Genomic DNA, 12394 nt, shown 5'->3' on the forward strand with positions numbered 1-12394 from the left:
GTTCCTTTATTTATAAAATATGCGTCTCTTTTGGCACTTCACTTGAGACCACTTTTTTATCTTCAATTTTAAGTATTCTATCACAAAGTGGTAACATCGCTTCATCGTGGGTGACCATTATGACGGCTACATCTTGGTCTGTGGCTATTTTTTTAAGCATTTTTACAACATCTACGGAGCGTTTGATGTCAAGGGCTGCTGTAGGTTCATCTGCTAAGATTATTTCAGGTTTGTTTGCCAATGCTCTTGCGATGGCAGCGCGTTGGTTTTGTCCACCTGAGAGAGAAGAGGGCATTGCATTTGCTTTGTCGCCAATGTCAAAATACTCCAAAAGTTCCATCGCTATTTTCTCACTCTCCTCTTTTGAGAGACCGTTTGTTTGTGGTAGAAGCGTAACATTTTCGATGATATTTAAAAAGGGGATGAGGTAGTGTGCTTGGAAGATAAAACCTATTTTTTCACGTCGAATCTTGCGTGTCTCTTTTGTAAGCCATTTGTTTTCATAAACTTTTTCATCTCCTAGCCAAATGCTTCCACTTGTCGGCTCTTCCACACAACCTATCATCATAAGAAGTGTTGTTTTTCCTGCACCACTAGGGGCTACAAGGGCGACGAGTTCACCTTTATTGACTTCAAAAGAGGCTCCATTAATGACCTCTACAAGGCTGTCACCTTTACCGAAATTTTTAACGAGATTTTCTATTTTTATTGCTTGTTGACTCATGCTCATCCTCCTATTGCCTCTGCCGGATCGGCTGATATTACTTTTTTCACACCCACAAAAGAGGCTAAAATAGATGCTATGATGATGACTATAAAAAGTCCAAAAGCATCAGGGGTTTCAAGCACAACTCTTTTTGGAAATTTCGAGTAGATGAGATGAGCAAAAATATTTCCTGCTATAAAAGCAAGCACACCCATGAGTACCGTCTCTTGCACTATCATTTTAATGATCATCGAGTTTGGAATCCCTATAAGCTTCATAATCGCTATCTCTTTCATCTTTTCAAGCGTCATTGTGTAGATGATAAGCGCGATGATAATGGTAGAAACAATGACAAGTATAACAGTAAACATTCCTATCTGCTTTGATGCCATTTTTATAAGATTTTTAGTTAAAATTGTCTTCTCTTGCTCTGCTGTATAGACAGAATTATGCTTCCATCGTCTTATATCTTGCGCAACTGCGTTTACATCATAACCACTCTGCACACGGGCAACGATTGCGTTTACCATATGTGAGTTTACACCTTTTATGCCTCTTGCTCTATCATTTCTTATGCGTGCATTAGAGTAGAGAAACTGCAACTCCTGCGCATCTTTGAGTGAAATGTACACTAAAGGGTCTCCACCAGAAGATACTGTACCGTGTGTGACACCTACAACGGTGTAAATATCTCTACCTAAAGGAATTTTATCGCCTAGTTTAAAGCCTGTTTTATCTGTTACTACCATTTCGTAATGACTGCGTTTAAGCCTTCGTCCTGCTATGAGTTTGCTTGGATTGATGGGGTCAATATCTCCAAAAGGGTTAAAACCAACTGCAAAAACACGTACCATCTCATTTTTTAAAGGGAGTTGGAGGTTTTGAAAGGTAATGCCCTCTGAACTTTTTACTCCTTGTATGACATGAATGGTGTCTTTTAAATCTTCATGTACTCGTGATGCCTCGGCAAAGGGTCCAAGTGTATTTTCCTGAACGACCCATAAATCGACATCTAAATCATCAAGTAAAACTTGTGCATCGATGATCATACCTCTATAAACACCCATCATAATCATAACAATGCCAAGAAGCATCCCCACACCTGCGGCGGTTACGATGAATTTTCCAAGAGTATGTTTTATCTCTTTTTGTGCTAAGTTTATCATTAGTGAACTCTTGAACCCTCAAAGAGAGGCTTTTTGTTTTTTGCCGGCACAAGTATGACTGCGTTTGTAGCAAGGTTTTTCACGGCTACTGTTTTGCCACTGATGCCAAGCACTTTGACTTTTTGAAAGTGCGCTTTGCTGTTTTGAGCTATCCAAACACCGCTTTTATCATTTTTGTGAACTATCACTTTTGTAGGAACTGTCACAACATTTTGAAGAGTTTTGGTATGTATGAGCACCTCTGCTTGTTCATTGATGTAAAATGGAATCGGTAACTTCTCAAACGCAACATCTACTTCTCTCTCCTGTGTTACCGCGTCACTCTCTGCCACGATGCGTTTTACAATACCTGCAAATTTTTTCCCAGCTTGAGAGCGGAGTGTAATATGAGCGTGTTGTCCTACTTTGATGTTTCCACTAATACGCTCATCGATGTAAGTACGAATCCAAACATCTTTAGGATCTACAATCTTAAATATACTCTGTGTAGGTACAACACTCTGCGCTACTTCTGCCTCTTTTGCAATGACATAACCATCAACAGGCGCATAGATTTTATAGCGTGAGAGTTTCACTTCAAGTGCTTTTACACTTGTTTGTGAGCGTTTTACCTCTTGTAGTGCTGAGTTTATATGTGCTTTTGTAGCAGCAATTTGTGCTTTTATTGCATCAAGGTCTGCTTTTGCTTTGTCATACTCTGACTGAGAAGCGAATGACTGGATTTTTAATTTTTTGTAACGGTTGTAGGTTACAAGTGCTAAATTTTTTTGTGCATAGAGTGCGTCAAGGTCTTTACGCGTGGCTGTAACCTCCATCTTTGCTTTTTTGACTGAAATCTTCGCTTCTGCTACAAGTTCTGGCAAATCAACAGCATCCATCTCTACAAGAAGTTCTCCTTTTTTTACCCACTTTCCTTCATCTGTATGGAGTGCTTTGATTTTTGAAGCAGTGAGTGCTGTGATGTTGTAAATCTCTTTTGCTCCAACATTTCCTATGCCAAACGTCTGCAGTTTCATATCTCCTTTTTTGGGAGAGAGTGTTGTATAAGTACTTTTTGGAATGTAAACTTTGTTGTAAAAAATTGCTCCGCCGACAAGCAGGGCAAGAGCGATAAGAGCGTATTTAAGATAGTTGTTCATTATATTTTTCCTTTAAGATATTGGATTCTGTCAATGCTAAGTGCGCGTGAATAGTAGGCTTCGAGTAGTCCCAGTTTTGCATTTAGTACCTGTGAGGTAGCATCTAGCACTTCGATGTAGGTTGCAAGACCCTCTTTGTAGCGTCCATCAAGCACTTTTTTTGTCTCTTGTGCAGAATCAAGCTGTGCTTTTTTTGCGCTGATTGTTTTGTTGTATCGCGTAATGTCAAGTAGTAAGTTGCTTAGTTCTTCTTTTAAGGCAAGTTCGCGTGAGCGTTTTTGCTCTTTGCTAATCTGTGCAGATATTTCTACTTTTTGTGCTTCTGCTGAGACTCTTCCACCGCTGTAGAGTGGAATGTTTACGACAACTCCCGCCGTTGTGGCATCATAAGTGTTGAGCGTGTCAAAGTGGTTGTAAGATGCTATGGCATCAATAGAGCCGTAATGTTCTGCTTTTGCTGATTTATGCAGTAAGATATTTTTCTCAATGTTTTTGTTGTCAATTTTAAGTGTGTAGTTTGAGGCAAGTACCTCTTTTTCTACATTTGCATCAGTATTGAAACTCTCTTGTAAAACTGCGTTTTCAAGCGTGACATTTTCATCGATTTTTCTGTCCATATAGAGTGAAAGTGAGTTGCGTGCTTTATCAAAACTCGCCTGAGCAATGGCAAGATTATCTTCTGCGTTATAAACAGCGGAGAGAAAACGGCTTGCATCTGCTGTGGTTTTAAGCCCCTGTTTTACTAGAGCTTCGGCTTGTGCATAGTAGGCTTTTTTAGCCTCTAAATCTTTTTTTCGGACATTGAGAGCCTCACGCTCTACGACCATAAGCTTGTAAAAAGATTTGACTTTGTAAGCTAGGAGTGCTTTGAAATCCATTAAAGAGAGTTTGGAAATGTCTTCATCTTTTTGACTTGAGGCTATTTTAGAGGTAGTTTTACCAAAGTCCCATAACTTCTGTTTTAAATTTACTCCTACATTCCAGCCTGTGTCATCTAGTGTGTGAAAAGTACCATTTACAGGTAAAACATAGGTCTGTGTGACATTGTATTGCCCATTTAAATTAACTTGTGGCAGATAATCAGCCGTAGCTGAGCGGTGAGAAAGCTTTGACTGCTTCATTTTCATCTGCAGAGACTTCACATCAGGATAGTTTTGCAACGTAGTGTCAATAGACTCCCGAAGTGTAAGTGTCTCTGCGTTTAGCATAGAAAAAAGTAACAAAGAGGAGAGAAATATTTTTTTCATTATAAACCTTATGAGATATTTTTATGTTGTATTGTCTCATAAGTCTGTTAAGGTATCGTTAAAGGGTAGATATTCTTTTGTGAGATTGTGCAATAACATTTTGTTTTATTTTTGTTGAAGAAGTTAAAGGATTGTATCTGACTTGTACAATTTTTGCACCCTTTGATCTCAAATATTTTTCAACGGCAATATTGTGTGTTTTATCTCCCCAATCTTCACCAATAACAAAGACATCAACATTTAACTTTTTGCAGTTGCTTACATATTCAAGTGTATCATAAGAGACAACATCATCTACACACTTTAATGCTTTTAGCATTTGCATTCTTTGTTCTAGTGGAATAATAGGTACATTTTTTTTGTATGAACCTACTACTGCATCTGAAGCTACTCCTACTATAAACTTATCACCCAAGCTTGCACAGTATTCTAATAAGTCTAAATGACCAACATGAACCATGTCAAAGGTACCAACTGTATATACTATTTTCATTTCAACTCCTTATTTATTCCATAGTACCCACGCAAGCTTAAAGGAGAGGACTACTAAAAATTAATTTAATATTTGTTTAAATATTGAATTATGATATAATAAAATAAAATAAGGTGTAAAAATGAAACAACCAACAATCCTCTCTTATGTAAAAGACCTTCCAAACCTCTTGTCCCTCTCAGGTTTAGCCTGTACCGTTCTTGCTATATATTTTAGTATTACGGGTCTGTACGCGGCAGCTATGATTGGAATGGTTTGGGCGGTTGGCTTTGACTGGGCTGATGGATTGGTTGCAAGAAAGTTAAAGGGTAGAACACCGACGGACGCAAAGTTTGGTGGACAACTTGATGTACTTATAGATATAGTAAGTTATGGGGTGACTCCTGCAATCTTACTTATGTCTTATGGAAAGTTTGCGCCTATATTTTTAATTGGAGCTTTTATTATGATAGCTGCTGCTGCAATAAGACTTAGCTATTTTAGCACTTATGGTTTAGCCGGTGGAACAAAATACACAGGACTTGCATTAGACAACAACAGCCTTATTTTAGTCTCTGTTTTTTTACTCAATGGGGTAGTAAGTCATGATATATTTATTATTATTTTATATGCGAGTGGGGTGACTCTTGCTGTCTTAAATGTATCTGAGATTAAAACACCAAAACTTTCAGGAAACCCAAGAAATGTTTACCTCCTTGTAGCTTATACTTTAGTAATAACGGCTATTTATGGTGTACAACTTATATAAGAGGTAAAAGTGTTAGCAGATTGTGGGCAGTTTAAATTTCAATGTCTAATACAATTTTTACTTGTTTTTTCTAATTTATCTCTTTCAAAATATTTATTTGATAGATTTTCAGCAGAAAATAGCGTTCCTTTTGTATAAGAATCTTCAAATAAAAACTCTCTTGCTGATGTTAAATCATAGCCATTACATAAAAACATCTCTTTATTATGGTTCATCATATATCGTGCAGCTTTTAATTTTGTAACGATTCCACCTGTTGCAAATTCATTGTTTGGTGAGTGCTCTTGGTCTAACTCTTCATCTTTAATCTCTGAAACAAGTTTTCTAATTTTAGCTTTTGGATTTGTTTTTGGGTTCTCTTCATAATATCCGTCAATATCACTTAAGATTATGAGAATATCGGCATTAGTATAGTGTGCAACATGTGCAGAGAGTTGGTCATTGTCACCAAAGAGTTGTTCAGGTGTTGTAGAGATGTCATTTTCATTTACAATGGGTAAAATATTGTTTTCTAAAGTTCTATCTATGATTTGTTGAAAAATCTTTGTATGCACTCTTGAGTCAAAATCCTCTTCAGTCAATAAAATTTGAGCTATATCGACATTGAAAATATCAAATTTACTTTTATAACTGCTCATAAGTATTGGCTGTCCAACTGAGGCTAAAACTCTTTTACTTACCTCTTTTTTTCTATCAAGTTTAAGTGCAGTATATCCAGCGGCAACAGCCCCAGATGTCACAAGAACAACTTCATACTTTTTTCTCGCCTCTGCAAGTAGTGAAACTAAATTTAGCATTCTCTCTTTTGCTATATCATCTAAATTTGTTAAAACACTACTTCCTACTTTAAATACAACTCTTTTCAAAATTATCAACTCCTCACAGCTTCAATTGTTCTCTTAGAATAACATATAAAACTTATTTTGAAATTATAAAAGAGTCTTGCTACTCATCATTCTCTTCACCAAAAGTATTGATAAGTCCTTTAATAAACTCTTTTTTTTCTTTTTTACTCAATCTTGCTTCTGAATGTACAGCTGTATAAATAAGTGGAGGCATATGACCACTACGAACTTGAGCTGAAGCTTCATCTCCATGGTTGTGTCTTTGATGGCGCCAGTTCGAGATATTTAGGCGTTCTCGTCCATCTTCAACATCACTCTGAACTAGCCAAGAGATAGGTGCTACATTACTATACCATTTCCATTTTGTTTCATTTGAGTGACAATCAGCACATGCACGCATAAAAAGTGCACGAGTTTGTGGGCTGTCCCATTTTGGTTCTTGTACTACTTTTGGGTTGGTATGGTTTTTACCATAGGGTACAAACTGGATGGCAATACCTAGTAGTACTGCAGATATTGTTATTGTTTTCATTTTTGACATTTTGCATCCTCTTGTGATTATTTAAAATGAGTATGGCATAGTTATATTAATCTATCGTTAATGTTTTTTTTCTTTTATTGGCGTCTTTATTTTTTAGTTTAGCTGCAAACTTTGAAAAAAAGCTTATAGCTTTTTCAATTACTTCAGTTTTTGTTGTATCTAAACTTCTATAACGGTTTATTTTTTTGAAATATATTTAAAATTATTATTGTGTTATTGTCAAGATTAACTTCGTAGATAATCGTATAGTTTTTAAAAGTCATATCTCTAACTTTTTCGTCATCAAAATAATAGGATTTTCTAAATTTATATGGGAAGTTTGGAAGATTTTTAATTTGTTTAAATAGTTTTTTTTTGAATTTTTTGGAAGCAGAAAGTTTATCTTTTGCAATATACTCAAAGATAATATTGAAGTTTATTTCAAATTTTTTACCGAGTTTAATTTGCATATTTTAATTCAAGTTCTTTTTCAAATTGATTAGTCTTATTTTCAAAATCAGCAAATGACATTAATTTGCTTCTACCACTTTGTATTTCAGCTCTTATTTGCTGTAATTCTTTCTTTCTTTCATAAAAAAATGAGTCATCTTCTAAATTTTTATCTTTATAGACAGTGATATTTTCACTATGATTATTAACATAATTCATAAAATTTTGTATATAACCATCTTCAATTTGAACAGCTAAAGTTTGCATGATAAACTCCAATAATTTATTTAGACTTATTGTATCAAAGCTAAAATGAAGAACACTTTAGCTTTGAATTTTAGAGATTGGAATTCTCTTCACCAAAAGTATTGATAAGTCCTTTAATAAACTCTTTTTTTTCTTTTTTACTCAATCTTGCTTCTGGATGCACAGCTGTATAAATAAGTGGAGGCATATGACCACTACGAACTTGAGCTGAAGATTCATCTCCATGGTTGTGTCTTTGATGTCGCCAGTTTGAAATATTGAGATGTTCTCTTCCATCTTCAATATCACTCTGCAATAATCAAGAGATAGGTGCTACATTTTGCATTCTCTTGTGATTATTGAAAATGAGTATGGCATAGTTATATTAATCTATCGTTAATGTTTTTTGTCTTTTATTGGCGTCCTTTCTGTTTTCCATTGCCATTGCCATTTCCTTGCCCGTTTTGTCCATTCTCATTTTGAGGATAAATTCCCTCTTTATTTGTTAGAAGCTCATCTCCTTCATAGTAACAACCATTTGTTACACCTATATTTTTAAGTGCTTTGTCAAACGCCCAGTAGTGGTTGTAACTCCCATCTCTAAGTGTGTTAAACGCAGCTTCTATGTCTGTTGCGTTTGAGTCTTGTGCTTGAGTGATGTATTTGTCTAAGTCATCTATGTCTGTTACTTCTACCATACAACCGACTTTAAGAGCATCTTCTTGTGAGTTTTGTCCCAGAGCATAAAGAGAGTCATATAGATCTTGAATCTTTTGAATGTCATATACTCCTCTTGGCATAGTTGTTGCCGACATATTATTGTCATTTACGACAGTTTCATTAACATCCGTTAAATCTGTAGCATTTAAAGCATATCTTTGCACAAGGGACTGCACAATAGCAATATGTTTACTTTCTGAATTGGTCGCGATATTATAAAGTTGTTTGATTTCAATACCATTACTTTGTTGATAATCATAAAGGTTTAAGTAAACATCATGTGCGAGTCGTTCTTCATTTCCCATATATGCCAGAGAGTCTTTTAGTGGTTGTGTTAAACTTGGTGAAGGAAGATAATCATCTAGGTTGAAGCCTGCTCCTTTACTATTTTCTTGAGAGTGTGATTTATTCCATTCATACACACTTTCATTCATATGCTCTATTGCTTCAGTTGCATTGACATCTAAGTTGCCATCACCATTTTTATCTAAACCGAGATCATATGTACTGTTGAGTGTTAAAAGTGTTGTCTCGTTAAGATCAGAGAAAAAGATTTCTGTATCCAATCCATTTAGCTTGTCTATAGTCTCTTGGGCAATTGTTATACCATTGGAGACGTTGCCATCACTGTCAAGAGATTGCAGTGTTTGAAGCATTAATACAACAGTATCGTTTTGATCTGAAAGATTATTTGGTGTAGCAAGACCATCTGTAGAAGGTATAGCTGTCCCAAGTTGCAATTTTCCTAAAGAGAATGTAACATTATCTCCTGACTTATACTCAAATTTACCTTGAGAATCAGTCTCTCCTTCTTTTCCTGAACTTGTTTTGTAGTGAGCATTTTGTACTGCTGTATCTATAAAGTAGCCTGTTGTCGTACTATCTGTTGAACTGCTACTCCCACATCCAACGAGCAACATACTCATTGCAGCTGTTGATAAGATTATACTTGTTGTACCTTTTTTGATTGACATTGTAAACTCCTGTTTTTATGTTTGTTGGGAGTATTGTATTGTAAGAGTGTTAGCGAATTGTTAGCAGCTTGTTTCTACTTTACTTAACGTTCTCTTAACACAGTTTTTATAGAATACAGATAGTGTTAATTAAGAAATAATTTTTGTTAGTTAATACAATGAAATCAAAGGATTTACTATGAATGTAAATGCAAGTGGTTCAACACAACAGATGCAGATGCAACAACAGATGCAAGGCGCCGGTGGTGGACAAGGTAAAGGTGGCATGAAAGATATTATGCAGAGTCTCTCACAAGAAGACAGAAGTGCATTAAAAGAGAAAATGAGTTCACTCTCTCAAACTGATAAGCAGTCAATGGTTTCTCAAATGAAACAAGTTGACGCAACATCTATGAGTAGTGATGAGTATGCTCAAACACTTTTAGATATGATTGACCAATCAAAGCCAAAACAATCTACTTCGAATGCATTTGGTTTTTCTACTTATGCATAGAGTATAAAATACTCAATTTTGCAGAGCTTCAAACCTCTGCAAAAGATTAAAAATAGATGATTTTCATTTGAATCTCTTTGTCTTCAGCTAGTAGAAAACTTGCTTTTTTAAAGTTTGGCAAATGAAAAAAATTGATTGTCTCAAAGTTTGAAAGCCCTACTCCCTCTTCAGGCATAAGCAGACCTTTATCAATGATGCTATTATTATTCTCATCATGAAATACATTTACAGCATATCTACCTTTTGGTAAATTTTTAAAAATCACTTTTACTTGCGTACCATTTATAGATACACGTTGCATTTTATAATATTTGTTTAGCTCTTTATCGGGAATAGTTCCCTCTTTGTTGTAAAGAGAGCATTGTACTTCTCCATGATTATTTTCCAAGCCTGTTACAATTACTGTCAAAGTCTCTGCTTGCACTGTTAAAACAGTGCAAAGCAGGCTAAGAGTGAGTAATTTCAATAACTTCATCAGCATTCTCAAAAACAGTTTGTACCATTTTTTGAAATCTTTGAGGAAAACTCTCTTTATCCTCTTGTGTAGCATCAGGTTTGATAGCAGACTTTAAAATTGCCATAGGATTAACCACTTTTTGTGGTTTGTAATCTACATAAACTTTTTTGCCACTATCAAGACGAGTGAGAGAGAGGTCATGCTCTATATCTGCTTCAAAGAAGAGCAGATCTCGTCTATTATATTTTCCTGTAGGTATGCCGCCAAATCCAAAATCAGAAGTTGCACCGGTGATGTTGGAGATAACTGCACCAACGACACCACTGTTCTCTTCTCTTGGTGCTTTTTGAAGCTCTACTTTTATATTGCCACGCTGAGGAGTCTCATCTTTGTAAAGTGCCTGCAAGCCTTTTTGTGCCATCAAATAAGCCCCTGCAACCGTAGCACAACTGTGCCCTGCAGATTTGACTATATCAGCATAAGAAAATTCAAGTATGCCATCTTCATTTACACCTAAAAATTTACACAAATCATCATAAACGACTATATTTTCAATCGTATCAAAAAATGGAGGATATTTCATTATCTCATACCTCTTCCCATTCCCATACCTTGCCCCATACCATGACCTTTGCTTTTGCATTGTGCTTTAGAGGATTGTACCAAGATATAATCAGCAAGCGTTGATAACTCTTCTTGTGAAAAATTTGGAAACGCAGGCATTGCACTATCTGAAAACATTGGGTATTTTCCCGATGAACCATTTTTAATAGAGTTCATAATGGTTGCTTTTGCATTGTCACCCTCAAAGCGCTTATTTCTTTTTCCTATTCCTGCAAATGCAGGAGCCGCTTTTTTACTTGCTACTGCATGACAGGCAAGACATCCATTCTCTTTTATAAGCTCTTGGGCACTCTGTGCAAAAAGGAGGCTACCGAACACTGCTGCTGTTACTATTATCTTTTTCATAACAAATCCTAGTTTTAAGATGTCCTATTATAGGATTTGTTTGTTAGCGTAATGTTAAGATGAAAGTATTACTCGCATCATCCGATTCCACTCTTATCTCTATACTCATCGCCCTTGCCAAGCGGTTGACAATGTCTAATCCTATGCCGCTGCTGCGTTTATCACTGCTGTAGGAACGCTCGAAAATCTTTTCTGGGTTTAGAATTTTTGGTCCGCTGTTTTGAATGTAGAGGGCATTTTTGGTGGTGTAGATTTTTACATATCCGTTTTGGGTGTTGTATTTGCAGGCATTTGAGATGATATTTTGGAGTATTTGCTTTATGGCGTGTGCGTTGAGCTTGGCTGTAAAGTTTGAACACTCTTGCGTGAAGCGAATGTTTGGGTATATTTGCTGCTGCGTTTGGAGTATCTCTTGCGTGATTTTACAGAGGTTTACCTGCTCAAGTTGGAAAGTCTCTTCTTGAAGGAGAATGGTGAGGTTTTCATGCAACTCCGAGATAGTCTCTACACTCTTTTTTACTCTTTGCAGGGCGGTATTTTCTGCACACTCCTCTTTTTTCTCAAGAAGTTTCATATTAAGCTTAATGGAGGTAACAGGTGTGTTTAGGTCATGTATGAGATCTTTTGCAAATTTATCAAGTGTTGAGATGCTCTCTTGGAACGGCTTGAGGGCATTTTTAGCAAGTTTGTAACTAATAAAGGCAAACACTAAAAGTAGTAAAAATTGGAGCGTCCATATCTTGATTTTGAGCTCAAAAAGTCTTTTGTTAAAAGCATCTTTTTTTTTCAGAATTTGGAGATAGTAGTAAGGCTTTTTGGTTGGCATATATTTCATAAAATATTTATCTGCAACGGTAAAATTGCGTATATCTATGTGTTTTTCCGGTCTTGTTACAAACTTATGTGTATATATACCATCACGGTACTCATCCATATTAAGATGGAGTTTAATGTGTCGGGCATACTCTATTAGTGAGAACTCTTCGGCCTTTAAAAGATGGTCCTTCATTTGAATATAGTAGAAAAATCCCGCTGCTAAAATCAGGAGTGCTATACTTACAAAGTAGGTAATGAAAAATTTTAAAAATGCTGTCTTTTCATGATGATGCAAGGCGGTATCCTACTCTTTTTATGGTTGTAATGGGCAGTCCGATTTTTCGTAGTTTATTGATGTGTACACGCAGGGAACCCTCACTCATCTCTTTGCCATCACCAAGGTAC

General features: G+C 35.9%; 17 protein-coding genes. 2 read left to right on the plus strand and 15 right to left on the minus strand.

Annotated elements, in window-relative coordinates:
* Nucleotides 1–10: 10 nt before the first annotated feature.
* Genes MV589_RS01130 through MV589_RS01150 form a run of 5 tightly spaced genes read right to left on the minus strand, consistent with a single transcriptional unit; the run spans nt 11 to nt 4751 of the window.
* Nucleotides 11–724, minus strand: coding sequence for an ABC transporter ATP-binding protein (locus MV589_RS01130; protein WP_297431245.1), 714 nt, complete (start codon nt 722–724; stop codon nt 11–13).
* Between the two features lie 2 nt (nt 725–726).
* A complete protein-coding gene (locus MV589_RS01135) occupies nt 727–1872 on the minus strand; it encodes an ABC transporter permease (RefSeq protein WP_297431247.1) in 1146 nt (381 codons plus the stop codon).
* Nucleotides 1872–3011 (minus strand): efflux RND transporter periplasmic adaptor subunit, encoded by a 1140-nt coding sequence (locus MV589_RS01140; protein WP_297431249.1) that lies wholly within the window; start codon nt 3009–3011, stop codon nt 1872–1874. Before MV589_RS01140 ends, MV589_RS01135 begins: the two co-directional genes overlap by 1 nt.
* A complete protein-coding gene (locus MV589_RS01145) occupies nt 3011–4258 on the minus strand; it encodes a TolC family protein (protein WP_297431250.1) in 1248 nt (415 codons plus the stop codon). The genes MV589_RS01140 and MV589_RS01145 overlap by 1 nt, the downstream gene beginning before the upstream one ends.
* A gap of 58 nt (nt 4259–4316) precedes the next feature.
* On the minus strand, nt 4317–4751 hold the full coding sequence (locus tag MV589_RS01150) for an FAD synthase family protein (RefSeq protein WP_297431252.1): 435 nt from the start codon (nt 4749–4751) through the stop codon (nt 4317–4319).
* Between the two features lie 121 nt (nt 4752–4872).
* Between MV589_RS01150 and MV589_RS01155 the strand changes: the two genes are divergently transcribed.
* Nucleotides 4873–5499, plus strand: a complete 627-nt coding sequence (locus tag MV589_RS01155; RefSeq protein WP_297431254.1) for a CDP-alcohol phosphatidyltransferase family protein — start codon at nt 4873–4875, stop codon at nt 5497–5499.
* 38 nt (nt 5500–5537) lie between these two features.
* Here the strand turns inward: MV589_RS01155 and proB are convergent, their stop codons facing one another.
* From proB to MV589_RS01185, 6 genes are all read right to left on the minus strand, one after another.
* Nucleotides 5538–6365, minus strand: coding sequence for a glutamate 5-kinase (proB, locus tag MV589_RS01160; RefSeq protein ID WP_297431256.1), 828 nt, complete (start codon nt 6363–6365; stop codon nt 5538–5540).
* A gap of 79 nt (nt 6366–6444) precedes the next feature.
* Entirely contained in the window at nt 6445–6885 is a 441-nt protein-coding gene (locus MV589_RS01165) for a heme-binding domain-containing protein (protein ID WP_297431258.1), read from the minus strand.
* Nucleotides 6886–7052: 167 nt separating this feature from the next.
* Nucleotides 7053–7334 carry a type II toxin-antitoxin system RelE/ParE family toxin gene (locus tag MV589_RS01170; RefSeq protein WP_297431260.1) on the minus strand — a complete coding sequence of 94 codons (282 nt, stop codon included), beginning with the start codon at nt 7332–7334 and terminating at the stop codon, nt 7053–7055.
* Nucleotides 7324–7581 carry a hypothetical protein gene (locus tag MV589_RS01175; RefSeq protein ID WP_297431262.1) on the minus strand — a complete coding sequence of 86 codons (258 nt, stop codon included), beginning with the start codon at nt 7579–7581 and terminating at the stop codon, nt 7324–7326. The genes MV589_RS01170 and MV589_RS01175 overlap by 11 nt, the downstream gene beginning before the upstream one ends.
* Nucleotides 7582–7651: 70 nt before the next feature.
* Nucleotides 7652–7876, minus strand: a complete 225-nt coding sequence (locus MV589_RS01180; RefSeq protein WP_297431264.1) for a heme-binding domain-containing protein — start codon at nt 7874–7876, stop codon at nt 7652–7654.
* A 97-nt stretch (nt 7877–7973) separates the two neighbouring features.
* Nucleotides 7974–9254 (minus strand): ferritin-like domain-containing protein, encoded by a 1281-nt coding sequence (locus MV589_RS01185; RefSeq protein WP_297431267.1) that lies wholly within the window; start codon nt 9252–9254, stop codon nt 7974–7976.
* Nucleotides 9255–9432: 178 nt separating this feature from the next.
* Between MV589_RS01185 and MV589_RS01190 the strand changes: the two genes are divergently transcribed.
* Entirely contained in the window at nt 9433–9747 is a 315-nt protein-coding gene (locus MV589_RS01190) for a hypothetical protein (RefSeq protein WP_297431269.1), read from the plus strand.
* Between the two features lie 46 nt (nt 9748–9793).
* Here MV589_RS01190 and MV589_RS01195 read toward each other — a convergent pair whose 3' ends face one another.
* From MV589_RS01195 to MV589_RS01210, 4 genes are read right to left on the minus strand one after another with little or no spacing between them, the layout of a single operon-like run.
* On the minus strand, nt 9794–10222 hold the full coding sequence (locus tag MV589_RS01195) for a DUF2141 domain-containing protein (RefSeq protein WP_297431271.1): 429 nt from the start codon (nt 10220–10222) through the stop codon (nt 9794–9796).
* A complete protein-coding gene (locus MV589_RS01200) occupies nt 10194–10787 on the minus strand; it encodes a hypothetical protein (protein WP_297431273.1) in 594 nt (197 codons plus the stop codon). Before MV589_RS01200 ends, MV589_RS01195 begins: the two co-directional genes overlap by 29 nt.
* On the minus strand, nt 10787–11173 hold the full coding sequence (locus MV589_RS01205) for a c-type cytochrome (RefSeq protein ID WP_297431276.1): 387 nt from the start codon (nt 11171–11173) through the stop codon (nt 10787–10789). Before MV589_RS01205 ends, MV589_RS01200 begins: the two co-directional genes overlap by 1 nt.
* A gap of 43 nt (nt 11174–11216) precedes the next feature.
* A complete protein-coding gene (locus MV589_RS01210; RefSeq protein ID WP_297431278.1) occupies nt 11217–12284 on the minus strand; it encodes a sensor histidine kinase in 1068 nt (355 codons plus the stop codon).
* Nucleotides 12285–12394: the final 110 nt, after the last annotated feature.

The sequence above is a fragment of the Sulfurimonas sp. genome (assembly GCF_026991475.1).
Taxonomy (GTDB): domain Bacteria; phylum Campylobacterota; class Campylobacteria; order Campylobacterales; family Sulfurimonadaceae; genus Sulfurimonas.

Coding starts and splice junctions, on each gene's coding strand:
- MV589_RS01135 (WP_297431247.1), bottom strand. CDS start 1,872: ATGATAAACTTAGCACAAAAAGAGATAAAACATACTCTTGGAAAATTC.
- MV589_RS01140 (WP_297431249.1), bottom strand. CDS start 3,011: ATGAACAACTATCTTAAATACGCTCTTATCGCTCTTGCCCTGCTTGTC.
- MV589_RS01170 (WP_297431260.1), bottom strand. CDS start 7,334: ATGCAAATTAAACTCGGTAAAAAATTTGAAATAAACTTCAATATTATC.
- MV589_RS01175 (WP_297431262.1), bottom strand. CDS start 7,581: ATGCAAACTTTAGCTGTTCAAATTGAAGATGGTTATATACAAAATTTT.
- MV589_RS01145 (WP_297431250.1), bottom strand. CDS start 4,258: ATGAAAAAAATATTTCTCTCCTCTTTGTTACTTTTTTCTATGCTAAAC.
- MV589_RS01200 (WP_297431273.1), bottom strand. CDS start 10,787: ATGAAATATCCTCCATTTTTTGATACGATTGAAAATATAGTCGTTTAT.
- MV589_RS01190 (WP_297431269.1), top strand. CDS start 9,433: ATGAATGTAAATGCAAGTGGTTCAACACAACAGATGCAGATGCAACAA.
- MV589_RS01185 (WP_297431267.1), bottom strand. CDS start 9,254: ATGTCAATCAAAAAAGGTACAACAAGTATAATCTTATCAACAGCTGCA.
- MV589_RS01165 (WP_297431258.1), bottom strand. CDS start 6,885: ATGTCAAAAATGAAAACAATAACAATATCTGCAGTACTACTAGGTATT.
- MV589_RS01155 (WP_297431254.1), top strand. CDS start 4,873: ATGAAACAACCAACAATCCTCTCTTATGTAAAAGACCTTCCAAACCTC.
- MV589_RS01195 (WP_297431271.1), bottom strand. CDS start 10,222: ATGAAGTTATTGAAATTACTCACTCTTAGCCTGCTTTGCACTGTTTTA.
- MV589_RS01150 (WP_297431252.1), bottom strand. CDS start 4,751: ATGAAAATAGTATATACAGTTGGTACCTTTGACATGGTTCATGTTGGT.
- MV589_RS01205 (WP_297431276.1), bottom strand. CDS start 11,173: ATGAAAAAGATAATAGTAACAGCAGCAGTGTTCGGTAGCCTCCTTTTT.
- MV589_RS01130 (WP_297431245.1), bottom strand. CDS start 724: ATGAGTCAACAAGCAATAAAAATAGAAAATCTCGTTAAAAATTTCGGT.